The organism is Kineococcus arenarius subsp. arenarius (assembly GCF_050871845.1).
Lineage (GTDB): Bacteria > Actinomycetota > Actinomycetes > Actinomycetales > Kineococcaceae > Kineococcus.
In genome coordinates, this window is the sequence record NZ_JBJLSE010000085.1 from 1 (window position 1) to 17302 (window position 17302).

General features: G+C 76.8%; 12 protein-coding genes and 1 pseudogene. 10 read left to right on the forward strand and 3 right to left on the reverse strand.

What is annotated here, in order from left to right; translation table 11 throughout:
* Positions 1 to 216: 216 nt before the first annotated feature.
* The 6 genes and pseudogenes from ACRYM0_RS16480 to ACRYM0_RS16505 form a co-directional block, all read left to right on the forward strand.
* The gene (locus ACRYM0_RS16480) at positions 217 to 3087 is read left to right on the forward strand and encodes an FtsK/SpoIIIE family DNA translocase (RefSeq protein ID WP_432506892.1); all 2871 of its coding nucleotides are present in this window, start codon (positions 217 to 219) and stop codon (positions 3085 to 3087) included.
* 97 nt (positions 3088 to 3184) lie between these two features.
* Positions 3185 to 4039 (forward strand): NYN domain-containing protein, encoded by an 855-nt coding sequence (locus tag ACRYM0_RS16485; RefSeq protein WP_432506893.1) that lies wholly within the window; start codon positions 3185 to 3187, stop codon positions 4037 to 4039.
* Between the two features lie 52 nt (positions 4040 to 4091).
* Positions 4092 to 5573, forward strand: coding sequence for a 30S ribosomal protein S12 methylthiotransferase RimO (rimO, locus tag ACRYM0_RS16490; protein ID WP_432506894.1), 1482 nt, complete (start codon positions 4092 to 4094; stop codon positions 5571 to 5573).
* Positions 5570 to 6154, forward strand: coding sequence for a CDP-diacylglycerol--glycerol-3-phosphate 3-phosphatidyltransferase (pgsA, locus tag ACRYM0_RS16495; protein WP_432506895.1), 585 nt, complete (start codon positions 5570 to 5572; stop codon positions 6152 to 6154). Before rimO ends, pgsA begins: the two co-directional genes overlap by 4 nt.
* Positions 6151 to 6654: a CinA family protein gene (locus ACRYM0_RS16500; RefSeq protein ID WP_432506896.1), complete on the forward strand. Its 504-nt coding sequence runs from the start codon at positions 6151 to 6153 to the stop codon at positions 6652 to 6654. Before pgsA ends, ACRYM0_RS16500 begins: the two co-directional genes overlap by 4 nt.
* Positions 6655 to 6881: 227 nt before the next feature.
* Positions 6882 to 7223, forward strand: a pseudogene (locus tag ACRYM0_RS16505) (helix-turn-helix domain-containing protein); the annotation flags it as partial.
* A gap of 333 nt (positions 7224 to 7556) precedes the next feature.
* Here ACRYM0_RS16505 and ACRYM0_RS16510 read toward each other — a convergent pair.
* Both ACRYM0_RS16510 and ACRYM0_RS16515 read right to left on the reverse strand, forming a co-directional pair.
* Positions 7557 to 8477: a DNA-formamidopyrimidine glycosylase family protein gene (locus ACRYM0_RS16510; RefSeq protein WP_432506897.1), complete on the reverse strand. Its 921-nt coding sequence runs from the start codon at positions 8475 to 8477 to the stop codon at positions 7557 to 7559.
* Between the two features lie 33 nt (positions 8478 to 8510).
* A complete protein-coding gene (locus ACRYM0_RS16515) occupies positions 8511 to 13292 on the reverse strand; it encodes an ATP-dependent helicase (protein ID WP_432506902.1) in 4782 nt (1593 codons plus the stop codon).
* A 164-nt stretch (positions 13293 to 13456) separates the two neighbouring features.
* On the opposite strand from ACRYM0_RS16515, the gene ACRYM0_RS16520 reads away from it, so the two are divergent.
* Positions 13457 to 13678 (forward strand): DUF3046 domain-containing protein, encoded by a 222-nt coding sequence (locus ACRYM0_RS16520; RefSeq protein WP_432506898.1) that lies wholly within the window; start codon positions 13457 to 13459, stop codon positions 13676 to 13678.
* A 10-nt stretch (positions 13679 to 13688) separates the two neighbouring features.
* Here the strand turns inward: ACRYM0_RS16520 and ACRYM0_RS16525 are convergent, their stop codons facing one another.
* Positions 13689 to 14672: an SMP-30/gluconolactonase/LRE family protein gene (locus ACRYM0_RS16525; protein WP_432506899.1), complete on the reverse strand. Its 984-nt coding sequence runs from the start codon at positions 14670 to 14672 to the stop codon at positions 13689 to 13691.
* 626 nt (positions 14673 to 15298) lie between these two features.
* Between ACRYM0_RS16525 and recA the strand changes: the two genes are divergently transcribed.
* From recA to ACRYM0_RS16540, 3 genes are all read left to right on the forward strand, one after another.
* A complete protein-coding gene (recA, locus tag ACRYM0_RS16530) occupies positions 15299 to 16339 on the forward strand; it encodes a recombinase RecA (RefSeq protein ID WP_432506900.1) in 1041 nt (346 codons plus the stop codon).
* Positions 16340 to 16422: 83 nt separating this feature from the next.
* Positions 16423 to 16884 carry a regulatory protein RecX gene (locus ACRYM0_RS16535; protein WP_432506903.1) on the forward strand — a complete coding sequence of 154 codons (462 nt, stop codon included), beginning with the start codon at positions 16423 to 16425 and terminating at the stop codon, positions 16882 to 16884.
* Between the two features lie 62 nt (positions 16885 to 16946).
* The gene (locus ACRYM0_RS16540) at positions 16947 to 17237 is read left to right on the forward strand and encodes a putative quinol monooxygenase (RefSeq protein ID WP_432506901.1); all 291 of its coding nucleotides are present in this window, start codon (positions 16947 to 16949) and stop codon (positions 17235 to 17237) included.
* Positions 17238 to 17302: the final 65 nt, after the last annotated feature.

Below are 17302 nucleotides of genomic sequence, written 5' to 3' on the forward strand. Positions count from 1 at the left end.
ACCCCCACGACGCGGGCGGGGGGGGGGGGGGGGGCGGGGGAGGGGGAGGGGGAGGGGGCGACCACGGGGCACAGTCTGGCCAGCTCACCGCCCGTCACCACCGCGCTGCGGCGTGTCGCGTCCCGCGGCGCCGGTCGCGGTGCCCGGCACCCGGTGCCCGCGCGGTGCGGGCGCGCCGCCCGGCCCGAGCGCGCGCACCTCGGTACGGTGAGGCGCATGGCCCCCCGCACCAACGCACGCACCACCGCGCCGGAGCGGGCGACCAGGGGGAGCGGTGCCCGTCCGCCCGCCGCCCGCTCCGCCGCGCGCAGCACGTCCGCGCGCTCCGCCAAGGGAGGGACCTCGACGGTGGCCAAGGCCGGGACCGCGAAGACGCCCGCGAAGGCGCCCGCCCGGGCGTCCGGCTCCGGTGGCCGCGCCGGCGCCCGCCCGGCCGCCGGCCGGGCCCCCGCCAAGCGCCCGGCTCCCGCGCGCAGCGGCCCCAGCTGGCCGGTGCGGGCCGTCTCCGCGCTCTGGATGGGCTGCGCCCACGTCGTCGGCGGCGCCGCCCGGCGCGTCGGCAGCGGCGCGCGCGACCTGGACCCCGAGCTGCGCCGCGACGGTGCCGGGCTGGCGCTGCTCGGGCTGGCGCTCGTCGTCGCCGCCCGCGAGTGGTGGGGGCTGCCCGGGCGCGCCGGCGAGGTGATCCACACCGTCGCCGCCGGCACCTTCGGCGAGGTCGCCCTCGCCCTGCCCGTGGCGCTGCTGGGCCTGGCCGTGCACCTGCTGCGCCACCCCGACCGGACCCGGACCACCACCCGCGCCGTCGTGGGCACCACCGCCCTGACCCTGTCGGCGGCGGGGCTGGTGCACCTGGCCGCCGACGCGCCCTCGCCCACGGGCCCGGCCGGCGCCGACGTCGTCACCGAGGCCGGCGGGATGGTCGGCTTCCTCGTCGCCGGACCGCTGTCCACGGCGCTGACGAACTGGGTCACCGTGCCGCTGCTGCTGCTGCTGGGGTTCTTCGGCCTGCTCGTCGTCACCGCCACCCCGGTGCACGCCATCCCCGCGCGGCTGCGCGAGGTGTACGAGCGCCTGACGCACCACCCCCACCCGGCCGCCGAGGAGCGCGGCGGGGCCCGCACCTCCGCCACCGGCCGCCGCAAGGACCTGCCCGCCTCCGCCCTGGCCCGCGCCCGCGCCGCCGCGCAGGGCGGGGCGGCGCCGGACGAGCAGGGTGCCGCCGAGCCGCGCAAGAGCCGCCGGGAGCGCCAGCGCGAGGCCCGCGAGCTGGAGGCCCGCGTCGGCGACGAGGCCTTCGAGCAGGCCGTCGCCACGGACGGGACGGGCCCCGGCTCCGAGCCCGACGCCGGGGCGCCGGCCGGTGGCCGTGCCCCGCGCCCGGGGGAGCGCCGCCCCGCGGCCCCCGCGCCGGTGGCCGCCGCGCCCGCGGTCGACGCCGCGGCCGTGCCCGCCGCCAAGCCCAAGGACCTGCCCGCGCCGCCGCACACGCCGATGCCCCCGCGCATCGAGCAGCTCGCCCTGGCCGGTGACGTCACCTACGCCCTGCCGGAGGCGTCCAGCCTCAACCCCGGTACGCCGCCGAAGGAGCGCAGCGCCGCCAACGACCGCGTCGTGGAGGCGCTGTCGGGGGTGCTGGACCAGTTCGACATCGACGCGCGCGTCACCGGCTTCTCCCGCGGCCCGACCGTCACCCGGTACGAGGTCGAGCTGGGCGCCGGCACCAAGGTCGAGCGCGTCACGCAGCTGTCCAAGAACATCGCCTACGCCGTGGCCAGCGCCGACGTGCGGATCCTCTCGCCGATCCCGGGCAAGTCCGCCATCGGCATCGAGATCCCCAACACGGACCGCGAGACCGTCTCGCTGGGCGACGTGCTGCGCAGCCAGGTGGCCACCCGCAGCGAGCACCCGATGGTCATGGGCGTGGGCAAGGACGTCGAGGGCGGCTTCGTGATCGCCAACCTCGCGAAGATGCCGCACCTGCTGGTCGCGGGCGCCACCGGGGCCGGCAAGTCGAGCTTCGTCAACTCGATGATCACCTCCATCCTCATGCGGGCCACGCCCGACGAGGTGCGCATGGTCCTGGTGGACCCCAAGCGCGTGGAGCTGACGATCTACGAGGGCATCCCGCACCTCATCACGCCGATCATCACCAACCCCAAGAAGGCCGCCGAGGCCCTGGAGTGGGTCGTGCGCGAGATGGACCTGCGCTACGACGACCTCGCCGCCTTCGGGTTCAAGCACATCGACGACTTCAACAAGGCCGTGCGCGCGGGCAAGGTCAAGCCCCCGGAGGGCTCGCAGCGGGTGCTCCAGCCCTACCCGTACCTGCTGGTCATCGTCGACGAGCTCGCCGACCTCATGATGGTCGCCCCCCGCGACGTGGAAGCCTCCATCCAGCGCATCACCCAGCTGGCGCGCGCCGCGGGCATCCACCTGGTCCTGGCCACGCAGCGCCCCTCGGTGGACGTCGTCACCGGCCTCATCAAGGCCAACGTGCCCAGCCGCCTGGCGTTCGCGACCTCCTCGCTGGCGGACTCGCGGGTCGTGCTCGACCAGCCGGGCGCCGAGAAGCTCGTGGGGCAGGGCGATGCGCTCTTCCTGCCGATGGGCGCCTCCAAGCCGATGCGCGTGCAGGGGGCCTGGGTCACCGAGAGCGAGATCGAGGCCGTCGTCTCGCACGTGAAGTCGCAGCTGGCGCCCAGCTACCGCGACGACGTGGTGGCGCCCGCGCAGAAGAAGCAGATCGACGAGGAGGTCGGTGACGACCTGGACGTCCTGCTGCAGGCCACCGAGCTGGTGGTCACCACGCAGTTCGGGTCCACGTCGATGCTCCAGCGCAAGCTGCGGGTCGGGTTCGCCAAGGCCGGCCGGCTGATGGACCTGCTGGAGTCGCGCGGCGTGGTGGGACCCAGCGAAGGCTCCAAGGCCCGCGACGTCCTGGTGCGGCCCGAGGACCTGCCGGCCACCCTCGCCCTGATGCGCGGGGAGGAGCCGCCGCGGGCGCTCGACCCCGCCGCCGGCGCGGACCTCGAGGAGGTCCAGGCGGACGGTTCCGAGGACGCCTGGGAGCTCACGCAGCGCTGAGCCGCCCCCGGCCCCTGCCCGGGGGCGGCCGACACGCGCCGTCACCAGGATGAGCCCTCCGTCGCACGTTAGTCACTCTCCGTGTAACTTGTGAAGCATGGAGTCGCCGCGCCGAGCCGAGCCCGCCCGGGACCTCGATCTGCTCGTGTGGGACGCGCCGAACGTCGACATGACCCTGTCGGCCATCCTCGGCTCGCGCCCCGCCTCCTCCGACCGGCCCCGCTTCGACGCCATCGCCCGCTGGTTCCTCGCCGGGGCCGGGGACCACGAGGTGGAGGGCTGCGTGTTCACCAACGTCCAGCCCACCGCCGCGGTGTCGCTGCGCGGCTGGATCGAGGCGCTGCGCAGCTTCGGGTACGCCGTCTTCGCCCGCCCCAAGCTGCACCCCGAGGACGACGTCGACGACGCCATGCTCCAGCACATCGCCGAGCGAGCGGCCACCCACCGCCTGCGCCGCCTCGTCGTCGCCAGCGGCGACGGCCGCAACTTCCTCGGCCCCCTCGAGGAGCTGCACCGCGCCGGCGTGCGCTGCGTCGTGCTCTCGTTCGCGGAGGTCGCCGGCTACGCGCAGGAGTCCCCGCACATCGAGTTCGTCGACCTCGAGGACGTCCCCGGCGCCTTCCAGGTCTCCCTGGGACGCACCCGCCTGTCGGCGCTGCCCCCCGGCGGCGGCTGGTTCCGGCCCACCCGGTCCATGCGCGCCCTGCTCGAGGAGCCGCACCCGGCGCCCGCCCCGGACGCGGAGGTGGCGGCCGCCCGGCCCGCCACCGCGGACGACGACGCCGCGGGCGGCGCGCCGGGCGCGGCCCCGGAAGCGGCTCCGGACGCCGCCCCGGACGCCGGGGCGGGGGGTGCCCAGCCCGGGCCCGCCGCCGGCCACCCCCCGGCACCCGGCGAGGTGGGCCGCGTGCCCTTCCCCGGCCCGCCGCCCTCCCGCCTGCGCGCCGGGTAGCCCCCCCGTCCGCGCGGACGGCCGCGCCGCCCGGACTGCGTACCCTGGGCACGTGCCAGGCACCCCCGCGCAACGCCGCTCCGTCGCCCTCGTCACCCTCGGTTGCGCCCGCAACGACGTGGATTCCGAGGAACTGGCGGGCCGGCTCGCCGACGCCGGCTGGGACCTCGTCGACGACGCCGACGGCGCCGACGTCGCCGTGGTCAACACCTGCGGCTTCGTCGAGCAGGCCAAGAAGGACTCCATCGACACCGTCCTGGCCGCCGCCGACCTGAAGCAGTCCGGCCGCACCGGCGCCGTCGTGGCCGTGGGCTGCCTCGCCGAGCGCTACGGCAAGGACCTCGCCGAGTCGCTGCCCGAGGCCGACGCCGTCCTCGGCTTCGACTCCTACGCCGACCTGTCCAGCCACCTCGAGGCGGTCCTGCACGGCGAGCGGCCTGCCGCCCACGTGCCGCGCGACCGGCGCACCCTGTTGCCGCTGGCGCCCGCCGAGCGCCAGGCGGCCAGGGCGGCGGCCGCACCCGTCGTGCTGCCGGACCTGCCCGCCGGCCTGGCCCCCGCCAGCGGCCCGCGCGTGGTGCGCCGCCGCCTGGCCGCGGGACCGTGGGCGCCCGTGAAGATCGCCGCCGGGTGCGACCGGCGCTGCACCTTCTGCGCCATCCCCGCCTTCCGCGGCTCCTTCGTCTCGCGGCCGGCCGACGAGGTCCTCGCCGAGACGCGCTGGCTGGCCGAGCAGGGCGTCAAGGAGGTGTTCCTCGTCAGCGAGAACACCACCAGCTACGGCAAGGACCTCGGCGACCTGCGCGCCCTGGAGGCCCTGCTGCCGCGCGTCGCCGCCGTCGACGGCATCGAGCGGGTGCGGGTGTCCTACCTGCAGCCGGCCGAGGTGCGCCCCGGCCTGCTGGACGCGCTGACCGGCACCGAGGGCGTCGTGCCGTACTTCGACCTCTCGTTCCAGCACTCCGCGCCCGCGGTGCTGCGCCGCATGCGCCGCTTCGGCGGCACCGAGCCCTTCCTGGCGCTGCTGGAGCAGGTGCGCCGGCGCGCCCCCCTCGCCGGCATCCGCTCCAACGTCATCGTCGGCTTCCCCGGCGAGACCGAGGACGACGTCGACGAGCTGTGCTCCTTCCTCGAGCGCGCCCGCCTGGACGTCGTGGGCGTGTTCGGCTACTCCGACGAGGACGGCACCGAGGCCGCCGGCCTGGGCGGGAAGCTGCCCGACGACGTCGTGGCCGCCCGCGCCGACCGCGTCGGCCGCCTCGTGGAGGAGCTGGTGGCCCAGCGCGCCGAGGACCGCCTCGGCGAGGTCGTGGAGGTCCTCGTGGAGTCCGTGCTCGACGAGGACGGCGACCCGCACGTGGTGGGCCGCGCCGCCCACCAGGGCCCCGACGTGGACGGTGAGACGGAGCTGGACCTGCCGGCCGGCGCTCGCGTGGCCGTCGGCGACCTGGTGCGCGCCCGCGTGACGGGCGTGTCCGGTGCCGACCTCCTGGCCGAGCCGCTGGTGGGCGCGGAGGCGCCCGTGCCGGCGTGAGCGAGCGCACCGGCGGCTCCGGCGGCTGGCGCACCGCCCACCGGGCGCACCTGCCGAACGCGCTGACGGTGCTGCGGCTGCTGCTCGTCCCGCTGTTCGTGGTCTTCCTCGCCGAGGACGGCGGGCGGGACTGGCGCTGGCGGCTGGCCGCGGCGGCCGTGTTCGCCGCCGCCAGCATCACCGACCGCTACGACGGCCACCTCGCCCGCCGCTGGGGCACCGTCAGCGACTTCGGCAAGATCGCCGACCCGCTGGCCGACAAGGCGCTCATCGGCAGCGCGCTGGTCGTGCTCTCGCTGCAGGGCCGGGTGCCGTGGTGGATGACCGCGCTGATCCTGGCCCGCGAGGTGCTGGTCACGCTGCTGCGCTTCCTCCTCGTGCGCCGCGGCACCATCCTGCCCGCGGACCGCGGCGGCAAGGTCAAGACGGTCGTGCAGATCGCCGCGGTGGCCCTGTTCGTGCTGCCGCTGCCGGGGTGGACGTACTGGCCGTCCTGGCTGGTGATGCTCGTCGCCGTGGTGCTGACCCTCACCAGCGCCCGCGGCTACTTCGCGGCCGGCGCGAAGCTGCTGCGCGGGTGAGCACCCCCACGACCACCGGCGGGCCCGCCGCGGCGCGGGTCGTCGCCGCCCTGCGCGCGACCGGGCTGACGGTCGCCACGGCCGAGTCGCTCACCGGTGGGCTGGTGTGCGCAGCCCTCGTGGACGTGCCCGGCGCCTCCGCCGTCGTGCGCGGCGGGCTCGTCGCCTACGCCACCGAGCTGAAGGCGTCGCTGCTGGGGGTGGACGCCGGGCTGCTGGCGCGCACCGGGCCCGTGGACGCCGAGGTCGCCCGGCAGATGGCCCGGGGTGCACGCACCCGCCTGGGCGCCGACGTGGGCCTGGCCACCACCGGTGTCGCCGGCCCGGGGCCGGCGGACGGCCACCCGGCGGGCACGGTCTTCGTCGCCGTCGCCGCCGACGCGCTGCCGGGCGGTGCCGCCGCCCGCCGGCTGGCGCTGGCGGGCGAGCGCGCCCGCGTGCGGCAGGCGGCCGTGGCGGAGGTCCTGGCCGACCTCGCCGGTCTGCTCGCCGCCGCCTGAGCGGGTACGGGACCGGCGCTGTGGATCGCCCGCGGGTCGTCGCGGGGCGGAACACGCCGGGGCCGCCGGGAGTTGAGCTGAACGTGCGCAACTCCCTTCCCGCCACGACCTCGACGCGCTCTGCGGGGTACGGTGGTGGTTCCACCACGGGCAGCCACCGAGGAGCGCCGAACGGACGACCGGACCTCCGAGGCCTGCCCCCTCGACTCCCCGAGGGAGGCCGTCGCATGGTCGTGCTCCGCCGGACCATCGGTGACGTGCTGCGCGACGAGCGGCGCGGTCAGCAGCGCACCCTGCGCGAGGTCTCCTCGACCGCCCGCGTGTCGCTGGGCTACCTCAGCGAGGTCGAGCGCGGCCAGAAGGAGGCCTCCAGCGAGCTGCTGGCCTCCATCTGCACCGCCCTGGACGTGCCGCTGTCGCACGTGCTGGGCGAGGTGACCCGCCGCATCGCCGACGAGGAGGGCGGTCACCGCCCCTACGCGGCCGAGGGGTTCGTCCCCACCCCCGGCTCGCCGAAGAAGGTCTCGCCCAGGGCCGCCGTGGCCACCGCGCCGCACCTGCCCCGCGTGGAGCCGGCACCGGCCGTGCTGCCCCAGGAACCCGCGGCCGACAAGCAGGTCGTCGACCAGGCCGTCGACGCGATCCTCGACTCCGCGCTGGAGGACCTCGTCGCCGGTCGCGGCGGGGAGTTCTCCCTGGAGCTCGACGGGCTGCCCCAGGAGCTGGAGCTGATCCTGCGGCGCCGGCTGCTCCCCGCCGCCTGAGCGGCGGGGGAGCAGGGCGCGGCGGTCGCGCTCACCCCTCGTCCACGACCTCCACCGACATCGCCACCGGGTAGCGCTCCGCGCCGAAGTCGTCGCAGCGGTCGTCCCACGGTGCCCGGCCGTGCTGCCAGCAGACCGTCATCGAGGGCCCCTCCACATGACGCCGGGGTGACGCCGGGGTGCGTGCGCACGGTCCGGCCGGGAGCGCCGGGTGGCCCCCAGGGGCTGCTGCGCGCGGCCGTCGTCGGTGGGGGCGGGCCCGGGCTGGCAGTGCGGGCAGTAGAACGCCGTGCGGTCCTGCGGGGCGCGCCCGATCACCGCCACCCGGACCGTGCCGCCGCAGCGCAGGCACGGCAGCCCCGAGCGGGCGTGCACGAAGTTCTGCCGGCCGCGGCGCAGGTCGCCGGTGGTGACCTGGCCGGTGCGGTCCTTGTTGGCGTGCAGCAGGCGGTGCAGCAGCGTCAGGAGCCGGTCCGGCGAGGGCAGCTCACCCACCGGGGTCCACGGGCTCACCCCGGCCAGGAAGCAGGCCTCGGCCATGTAGAACGTCCCCACCCCGGCCAGCACCCGCTGGTCCAGCAGGGCCTCGCCGAGGTGACGCTGCGGCACGGCCAGCAGGCGGCGTCGGGCCTCGGCGGCGTCCCAGCCGGGCCCGAGGAGGTCCGGGCCCAGGTGGCCCACCAGGCCGGCCTCGGCGGCGGTGGGCACCAGGTCGAGCACCCCCAGCTCGTGCCCCACCGCGGTCCACTCGTCGGTGGTCAGCACCGCCCGCACCCCGGAGGCCGAGCGGCGCCCGCAGCCGGTCGAGCCGGTGCGCTCCACGTACCAGGAGCCCCCCATGCGCAGGTGGCTGTGCAGGGTCAGGGCCGGCTCGCCGCCGGTGGCGCCCAGCCGGGTGAGCAGGTGCTTGCCGGCGCTGACGACCTCCAGCACGCGCCGGCCCGACAGGTCGGCGGTGGCCAGGCGCGGCCAGCGCAGGTCGCAGGAGAGCACCTCCCGCCCGGCGAGCGCCCGGTGCAGCCGCTGGGCGGTGCGCCAGACGACGTCACCCTCGGGCACGGGCGCCCACGCACCGTCCGGGGCGGCGGCTGCTCACGAGCGGATCCGCAGGCCGCGCGGGGTGGCGTGGAAGCCCGCGGACTCCAGCGCGGCGCCCAGGGGCGAGGCGGCGGTGAGCACTTCAGCGCCGTCGGCGCGCTCGACGGTCAGCTTGCCCAGCGCCCCGTCGCGCACCGCCAGGGCCAGCGCGTCGGCCGCGGCCTGCAGCACGTCGGGCTCCTCGCCCCACGACAGCACCGAGCGCCCGCCGCGCTCGACGTACAGCGCGAGCTCACCGTCGACGAGCACCACCAGGGCTCCCGCCTTGCGGCCGGGCCGGTGCCCGGAGGCGCCGGCGCTCGCTCCCGGGCGCTCGGGCCAGCCCAGGGCGGCGCCGTACGGGTTCGCCGGGTCGGTCGCGGCCAGCACCAGGGCACCTGGCCGCGCCTCGGCCCGCTCGTCGCGGCGCTGGGAGGGGCTGCGCCCGCCCAGCGGTCGGGCGGAGTCGCGCAGGCGGTCCACCGCCCCGGTGCTCGCGAACTGCGAGGCCCCCAGACCCTCGACGAAGTACCCGCGCCGGGCCCGGCCGGCCTCCTCGAAGGCGGCCAGGACGCGGTAGACGGCGGCGAACCCCCCGGGGACGCGCTCGGCGCCGACCGCGCCGCGCGTCAGCACCCCGTGCCGGTCCAGCAGCACCTCGGCACCGGCGTGGGCGCGCACCGTCGCGTCGGCCTCCAGCTCCGGCAGCAGGGACCAGCGGCCCGCGGCCGAGGGCGGCCCGCCGCGCGAGGGCAGCTCGGCGCCGCGCAGGCCGGTGCCGGCCCGGCGCGCGGTGCCGTGGCGGGCGTAGCGCGAGCGCGGCGCGGCCCGCTTGGTGCGGTGCGCCGCGCGCCCGCCGCCGAGGCGGTTGCGCAACGGCGCGAGGGTGTCGTTGGTCAGGCGCCCGGCCCACACCAGGTCCCACAGGGCCGTGGTCAGGGCGACGTCGTCGTCGGAGCCGACCGCCCCGGACAGCGCCCGGAAGAAGTACGCCCCGCCCCCGGCGAGGGCCTCCAGGACCGCCCGGTGCAGCTCGGAGTCCACGGCCACCTCGGACTCGGCCGGGTCCGGCAGGGTCAGCGGGGCCAGGTCCGCCGGGTGCAGGGAGACCCAGCCGTCGTCGCCGGGCAGGCTGCCGTGCCCGGCCCAGACGACCTCCCCGGCGGCGGTCAGCTCGTCGAGCATCGCGGGGGAGTAGCCCTCCACCCGCGAGGCCAGCACCAGCGGTTCCAGCGCGCTGGCCGGCACGACCGCGCCCGCGAGCTGCTCCACGGCGCGCAGCACCCCGTCCACGCCGCGCAGCCGCGAGCGAAGGCCCGTGCCCACGCCCTGCCAGGCGGGCAGGAAGCGGGCGAGGTCGCGCGGGGCGACGGGCTCGACGTCGGCGCGCAGCGCGGCCAGCGACCGGCGCCGCAGCACGCGCAGCACGTCGGCGTCGCACACCTCCAGGCCCGTGCCGCCGGGGCGCAGCTCGCCCTCGACGAGGCGGCCGGCGGACTGCAGGCGCCGCAGCGCGTCGTGGGCGACGGCGCGCCCGATGCCGAAGCGGGCGGCGGCCTGCGCCACCGTGAAGGGCCCGCGGGTGCGCGCGTACCGGCCGAGCAGCTCGCCCAGCGGGTCGGCGACGGGTTCGGTGAACGCCTCCGGCACCCCGACCGGCAGCGGGGTGCCCAGGCCGTCGCGCAACCGGCCGGCGTCCTCGATCGCGGCCCAGTGCTCCTCTCCGGCGATGCGCACCCGGATGGCGCGGCGCGCCTCCTCCAGCGAGACCAGCCAGCGCGCCACCTGGTCCACGGGGACCACGACCGGCTCCTCGTCGGGCGCGGAGCGGCCGCTGCGGGCGCTCACCTCGGCCGTGGTCAGCGGCCCGAGCACCCGCAGCAGGTCGGCGACGTCCTCGGCGTCGGCGCAGCGGCGGGTGGGCGCGAGCCGCTGCAGCTCGGCCTCGGTGCGCTCCACCGCCTCGGGGTCCAGCAGGTCGCGCAGGGCGGCGCCCTCGCCGCGGCCGAGCAGCTCGGCCAGCAGGCTCGGGTCCAGCGCGAGGGCGGCGGCGCGGCGCTCGGCCAGCGGGGAGTCGCCCTCGTAGAGGAACTGCGCGACGTAGCCGAACATCAGGCCCCGCGCGAACGGCGAGGGCTGCTGCGACTCCACCTCCACCACGCGCACCGTGCGGGCGGCGAGGTCGCGCATCAGCTGCTCCAGGCCGCGCACGTCGAAGACGTCCGAGAGGCACTCGCGCACCGTCTCCAGCACGATCGGGAAGCTCGCGAAGCGGCTGGCCACCTGCAGCAGGGAGGCGGCGCGCTGGCGCTGCTGCCACAGCGGCTGGCGCTTGCCGGGCTGGCGGCGCGGCAGCAGCAGGGCGCGGGCGGCGCACTCGCGGAAGCGCGCCGCGAACAGCGCCGAGCCGCCGATCTCCGCGGTCACCAGCTCCGCGACCTCCTCGGCCTCCAGCGCCACGAGGTCGGCCACGTCCGGGCCCTGCCCCTCCGGCAGGTCCAGGTCGGGCAGGCGCAGCACGATGCCGTCGTCGGCGGGCATGGCCTGCACGTCCACGCCGAAGCGCTCGCGCATCCGCGCGCCCAGCGCCAGCGCCCACGGGGAGTGCACCTGCCCGCCGAAGGGGGAGTGCACGCAGATGCGCCAGTCGCCCAGCTCGTCGCGGAAGCGCTCCACGACGATCGTGCGGTCGTCGGGGACGTGCCGGGTGGCCTCCTGCTGCTCGGCCAGGTACGCCACGAGGTTGTCGGTGGCCCACTCGTCCATCCCGGACGCCAGGACCCGTTCGCGGGCGGCGGCGCCGGTGTACCCGCCGTCCAGCGAGCCCAGCTCGCGCACGAACGCGCCCAGCGCCCGGCCCAGCTCCGCGGGGCGGCCCAGCGCCTCGCCGTGCCAGAACGGCAACCGGCCCGGCTGGCCCGGTGCGGGGGTGACCAGCACCCGGTCGTGGGTGATGTCCTCCACCCGCCAGGCCGAGGAGCCCAGGGTGATGACGTCCCCCACGCGGGACTCGTAGACCATCTCCTCGTCCAGCTCCCCCACGCGCCGGCCCGGCCCCTCACCGCTCGCGAGGAACACGCCGAACAGGCCGCGGTCGGGGATGGTGCCGCCGCTGGTGACCGCCAGGCGCTGCGCGCCGGGGCGGCCGGTGAGGGTCTCGGTGACGCGGTCCCACACCAGGCGCGGGCGCAGCTCGGCGAACTCGTCGCTGGGGTAGCGCCCGGAGAGCATGTCCAGCACCGCGTCCAGCACCGGGCGCGAGAGCGTGGCGAACGGCGCGGCCCGCTTGACCAGCTCGTGCAGCTCCGGCACGGACCACTCGTCCATCGCGACCATCGCCACGACCTGCTGGGCCAGCACGTCCAGCGGGTTCGCCGGCACCCGCAGCTCCTCGATGCGCCCGTCGCGCATGCGCTCGACGACCACGGCCGTCTGCAGCAGGTCGCCGCGGAACTTCGGGAACAGCACGCCGCGCGAGACGGCCCCGACCTGGTGCCCGGCGCGCCCGACGCGCTGCAGGCCGCTGGCCACGCTCGGCGGGGACTCCACCTGCACCACCAGGTCCACCGCGCCCATGTCGATGCCCAGCTCCAGGCTGGAGGTGGCCACCACCGCCGGCAGCCGGCCCGCCTTGAGCTCCTCCTCGATGAGCGCCCGCTGCTCCTTGGAGACCGACCCGTGGTGGGCGCGCGCCAGCACCGCCGGAGCACCCCCGGCGGCGCCGGCGGCGCCCATGAGCTCGGCCGGCGCCCGGCGCGCGGCGGCGGGGCCCCCGGCGGAGGTGCCGTCGCCCTCCCGGCCGGCCCCGTCGTCCTCGGCGTCCAGGGCCAGGCGCTCGTCCCACACCTCGTTCAGCCGCGCGGTCAGCCGCTCGGACAGCCGGCGGGAGTTCGCGAACACCAGCGTGGAGCGGTGCTCGGCGACCAGGTCGACGATGCGCTCCTCCACGTGCGGCCAGATGCTCGCCCGGCGCGGGTCCCCGGCGGCCTGGCCGGTCAGGTCGTCCTCGTCGGCCGGGCCGCGGCCGGAGGAGTCCAGCTCGCTCATGTCCGGCACGGGGACCACCACGCGCAGGTCGAAGCGCTTCGTGGACGGCGGCTGCACGACCGTGACCGGACGCCCGCCCGAGACCCACTCGGCGACCGTGCCGACCGGACGCACCGTCGCCGACAGGCCCACCCGCTGCGCCGGCTCCCCGCCGGCCGCGGTGACCAGGGCGTCCAGGCGCTCCAGCGACAGCGCCAGGTGCGCGCCGCGCTTGGAGCCGGCCATCGCGTGCACCTCGTCGAGGACCACCGTGCGCACCCCGCGCAGCTGCTCGCGCGCCTTGGACGTCAGCAGCAGGAACAGCGACTCGGGGGTGGTGATGAGCACGTCCGGCGGGGTGCGGGTGAACGAGCGGCGCTCCTCGGCGGGGGTGTCGCCCGAGCGCACTCCCACCCGCACGTCCGGCACCGGCAGGCCCAGGCGCTGGGCGGCCTGCCGGATGCCCGTCAGCGGGCTGCGCAGGTTGCGCTCGACGTCCACCGCGAGGGCCTTCAGCGGCGAGACGTACAGCACGCGGCAGCGCAGGTCGCGGTCCTCCGGCACCGGCTCGGCGGCCAGGCCGTCCAGCGCCCACAGGAACGCCGACAGCGTCTTGCCGGAGCCGGTGGGCGCCACCACGAGGGCGTGCTGCCCGCGGCTGACGGCGTCCCACGCGCCCAGCTGCGCCGGCGTGGGCGCCTCGAAGGCGCCGGTGAACCAGGCCCGCGTGGCCTCGGAGAACCTGCCCAGCACCTCCGCCGCGCCGGGCACCGCCCCGGCCGGCTCGTCCGGCCCCGCGCCGCGGGCGGCACCCTGCGCGACGGTGCTCTCGGGGGCGGGTCGCGCGGCGCGGGGGGACATGCCGACATCCCAGCACCCGCCTCCGACACCCGCCCGGCGTCGCCGCGCCGGGCGCGCCGTGGCACCCTGCCCGCGTGCGAGTCAGCGAGTTCTGGACCCTGGTGGAGGACGAGTTCGGCAGCGCCTACGGCCGCTCCCTCGCGCACGACCAGGTCCTGCTGGCCCTGGAGGACCGCACCCCGCTGCAGGCCCTGGACGCCGGGGTCGAGCCCAAGGCCGTCTGGCTGGCGCTGTGCGACGCGATGGACGTGCCGCCGGAGCGGCGCCTGGGCAGGGACCGGCCCCCGAGGCGCTGAGGAGCCGGCGTCAGGTGCGCAGCCACCACAGCCCGGCGCCGGTGGCGCGGGTGCGCAGCCGGTGCAGGCTCGTGGACGCCGCGATGAAGACGTCGGTGCCCTCCGGCCCGCCGAAGCAGAGGTTGGCCACGACCTCGCCGACGACCACCTCGAGCAGCCGGGTGCCGTCGGGGGCGAGGACGGTGACGGCGTCGCCGTTCGAGGTCCACACGTTCCCGGCGGTGTCGACGCGGAAGCCGTCGGCCAGGCCCCGGTCCGCGGTCGCGAAGACCCGGCCGTTCTTGGCCACCGGACCACCGGGGCGGGCGTGCGGCCCGCGCCCGCCGGGGGTGCCGCGGCGCACGTCGTAGACGCGGATCAGCCGGTTCGAGCCGCTGCCGGGCGTGGCGGCCGCGGACGTGTCGGCGACGTACAGCAGCGACTCGTCGGGGGAGAACGCCAGCCCGTTGGGCTCCTCCACGTCCGCCACCACCACCCGCAGCTCGCCCGTGCCGGGGTCCAGGCGGAAGACGTGGTTGTCGCCGTACTCGCGGAAGCCCTCGTGGCCCTCCTCGGGCACGCTGATGCCGTACGGCGGGTCGGTGAACCACACGGCGCCGTCGGAGGCGACGACCACGTCGTTGGGGGAGTTCAGGCGTGCCCCGCCGACGGAGTCGGCCAGGACGGTGGTGGAGCCGTCGGGCTCGCGCCGCTCCACCGAGCGCCGGCCGTGGCTGCAGAAGACCTCCCGGCCCTCGCGGTCGAGGGTGCGCCCGTTCGGGAAGCCGGCGCGCTCGCGGTCCACCCGCAGCCCGCCGGCCTCGTCCCAGCGCAGCACGCGGTCGCCGGGGATGTCGCTGACGACGAGCGCCTGCTCGGCGGGCAGCCACAAGGGCCCCTCGGCCCAGGTGCTGCCCGTGCCCAGCAGCTCCAGGCGGGCGCCGTCGGGCAGCAGGGCGTCCCCGCGCTCGTCGAGGACCTGCGGGCGGCCGGTGGTGTCGCTGGGGGTGCTCACGGGCGCTCCGTCGCTGCTCGGTGGACCCGCCGCCCCGGCGGGGGAGGGGCCAGTGTCGCAGCGGCACCTGCGCGGTGCCGTCCCGGTCGGTGCTCACCCGCCCCGGCGGGATGGCGCGGCGCGCCCCGGCAGGGGGAACTCCACCAGGGCGGCGCCCTTCAGCCGCAGGGCCGGTGCCTCCGCGAGCACCCAGGAGACCGCGTTCGTCGCTCACGCTCGGCAGTGCTCGGCCGGTCGCCTCGTCGTTGGTGTCGACGTCGGGGCTGCGGTGGATCACTGTCCGGTCACCCCACTCGGTGTCTCGGACCCCGGCGCGCCCGGTGGGGCGGTCGCGACTGCAGGGGTCCCCCCTCCGACGAGGGGCGAGTGGTGCGCGCCACCCCCTGCGCCGGCGTCACCCGCCGGCGGGGCGAGGGCTGCGCCGACCCGCCCGGGGGCGGCGCACGGCTGGGCATCGAACACCTGTACGGATAGGATCGCCGGTGTTCCACAGGGGGCCGTCCGGTCCCGTCCTCCACACGCCGGGCCACGTGCACGGCTCGTGTCGGAGGCGGGTCGTAGCGTTCCCCGGGTCGGAAGAACACACCGGGCCGAAGCTGTCGGCCACCCCTACCCGAGGTGAGGACATGCCCGCTCCTGCGGACCGCGAGAAGGCCCTCGAATCCGCCCTGGCCGCGATCGACAAGTCGTTCGGCAAGGGCTCCGTCATGCGTCTGGGCGACGAGAGCCGCCCGCCCATCGAGGTCATCCCCACCGGGGCGATCTCCCTGGACGTCGCGCTGGGCATCGGCGGCCTGCCGCGCGGGCGCGTCGTGGAGGTCTACGGGCCGGAGTCCTCCGGCAAGACGACCGTGGCCCTGCACGCCGTCGCCAACGCGCAGAAGGCCGGCGGCATCGCCGCCTTCATCGACGCCGAGCACGCGCTGGACCCCGACTACGCCGCCAAGCTGGGCGTGGACACCGACGCGCTGCTCGTCTCGCAGCCGGACACCGGTGAGCAGGCCCTGGAGATCGCGGACATGCTGATCCGCTCGGGGGCGCTGGACATCATCGTCATCGACTCCGTGGCGGCCCTGGTGCCCCGCGCCGAGATCGAGGGCGAGATGGGCGACAGCCACGTCGGCCTGCAGGCCCGCCTCATGTCGCAGGCCCTGCGCAAGATCACCGGTGCGCTGAACCACTCCGGCACCACCGCGATCTTCATCAACCAGCTGCGCGAGAAGATCGGCGTGATGTTCGGCTCGCCGGAGACCACGACCGGCGGCAAGGCGCTGAAGTTCTACGCCTCGGTGCGCCTGGACGTGCGCCGCATCGAGACGCTCAAGGACGGCACCAACCCCGTCGGCAACCGCACCCGCGTCAAGGTCGTCAAGAACAAGGTCAGCCCGCCGTTCAAGCAGGCCGAGTTCGACATCCTCTACGGCCACGGCATCTCCCGCGAGGGCGGCCTGATCGACCTCGGCGTCGAGCACGGCTTCGTGCGCAAGTCCGGCGCCTGGTACACGTACGAGGGCGACCAGTTGGGTCAGGGCAAGGAGAACGCCCGCGCCTTCCTGCGCGACAACCCCGACCTCGGCGACGAGATCGAGAAGCGCATCAAGGAGAAGCTCGGCATCGGTGCCCGCGTCGACGCCCCGGCCGAGGCCGAGCCCGCGGTGACGTTCTGAGTCGAGGTCCGCGCGGTCAGCGGCCTCCCGGTCCGGAGGAGAACCCGGACCGGGAGGCCGACCCGCACGACGTCGCCCGCGCCATCGCGCTGCGCCAGCTGACGATGGCGCCGCGCACGCGTGCCCAGTTGGCGGAGAAGATGGCCGCCAAGGACGTCCCCGAGCAGGTCGCCACCGACGTCCTCGACCGCTTCGAGGAGGTCGGCCTCGTCGACGACGGCGCCTACGCCGAGGCGTACGTGCACTCCCGCTCGCGCAGCCGCGGCAAGCGCGCCCTGGCGCAGGAGCTGCGCCGCAAGGGCGTGGACGAGGAGACCGCGCGCGACGCCCTGGAAGGCGTCGACGACGCCACAGAGGAACAGGCGGCGCGCGAACTCCTGCGCCGCCCCCTGGCCGCCAGCCGCGGGCTGGACCGCGCCGCGCGGCAGCGCCGGCTCGCCGGCGTGCTTGCCCGGCGCGGCTACCCGCCGGGCCTCGTCATGCGTCTCGTGCGCGAGGCGATCGGCGAGGACGAGGCCGCTGCGGACGCCGACCCGCCCGATTGACCCCGGCGGGCGCTCCACGCGCCGCCTGGCTAGCCTCCCCGCAGCCCCGACGAGGAGGACCCGTGAACATCACGTCACTGCTGGACCTGCGCTTGAAGCCCGAGGCGCTCGCCGACGCCCCGGCGATCATCACCGAGACCCTCTCGGCCACGCGCGCCTTCGCCGGCTGCCTGGGCGTGGAGGTCCTGCGCGACACCGCCGACGAGACGCACGTGCTGGTGCTGGAGCGGTGGGAATCGCTGGAGGCCGACGACGCCTACCGCGCCTGGCGCGCCACCCCCGAGGGCGCTTCCCGTCTGGGGGAGCTGCTGAGTGCGCCGCCGACCCTGACGCGCTTCGCCCCCGACGACTGAGGGGCCCACCCCACCCGCCGGTGAGGGTCGCACGCCAGGAGGGCCGCCACCCCGCGGGGTGGCGG

Coding starts and splice junctions, on each gene's coding strand:
- ACRYM0_RS16480 (WP_432506892.1), top strand. CDS start 217: ATGGCCCCCCGCACCAACGCACGCACCACCGCGCCGGAGCGGGCGACC.
- ACRYM0_RS16485 (WP_432506893.1), top strand. CDS start 3,185: ATGGAGTCGCCGCGCCGAGCCGAGCCCGCCCGGGACCTCGATCTGCTC.
- recA (WP_432506900.1), top strand. CDS start 15,299: ATGCCCGCTCCTGCGGACCGCGAGAAGGCCCTCGAATCCGCCCTGGCC.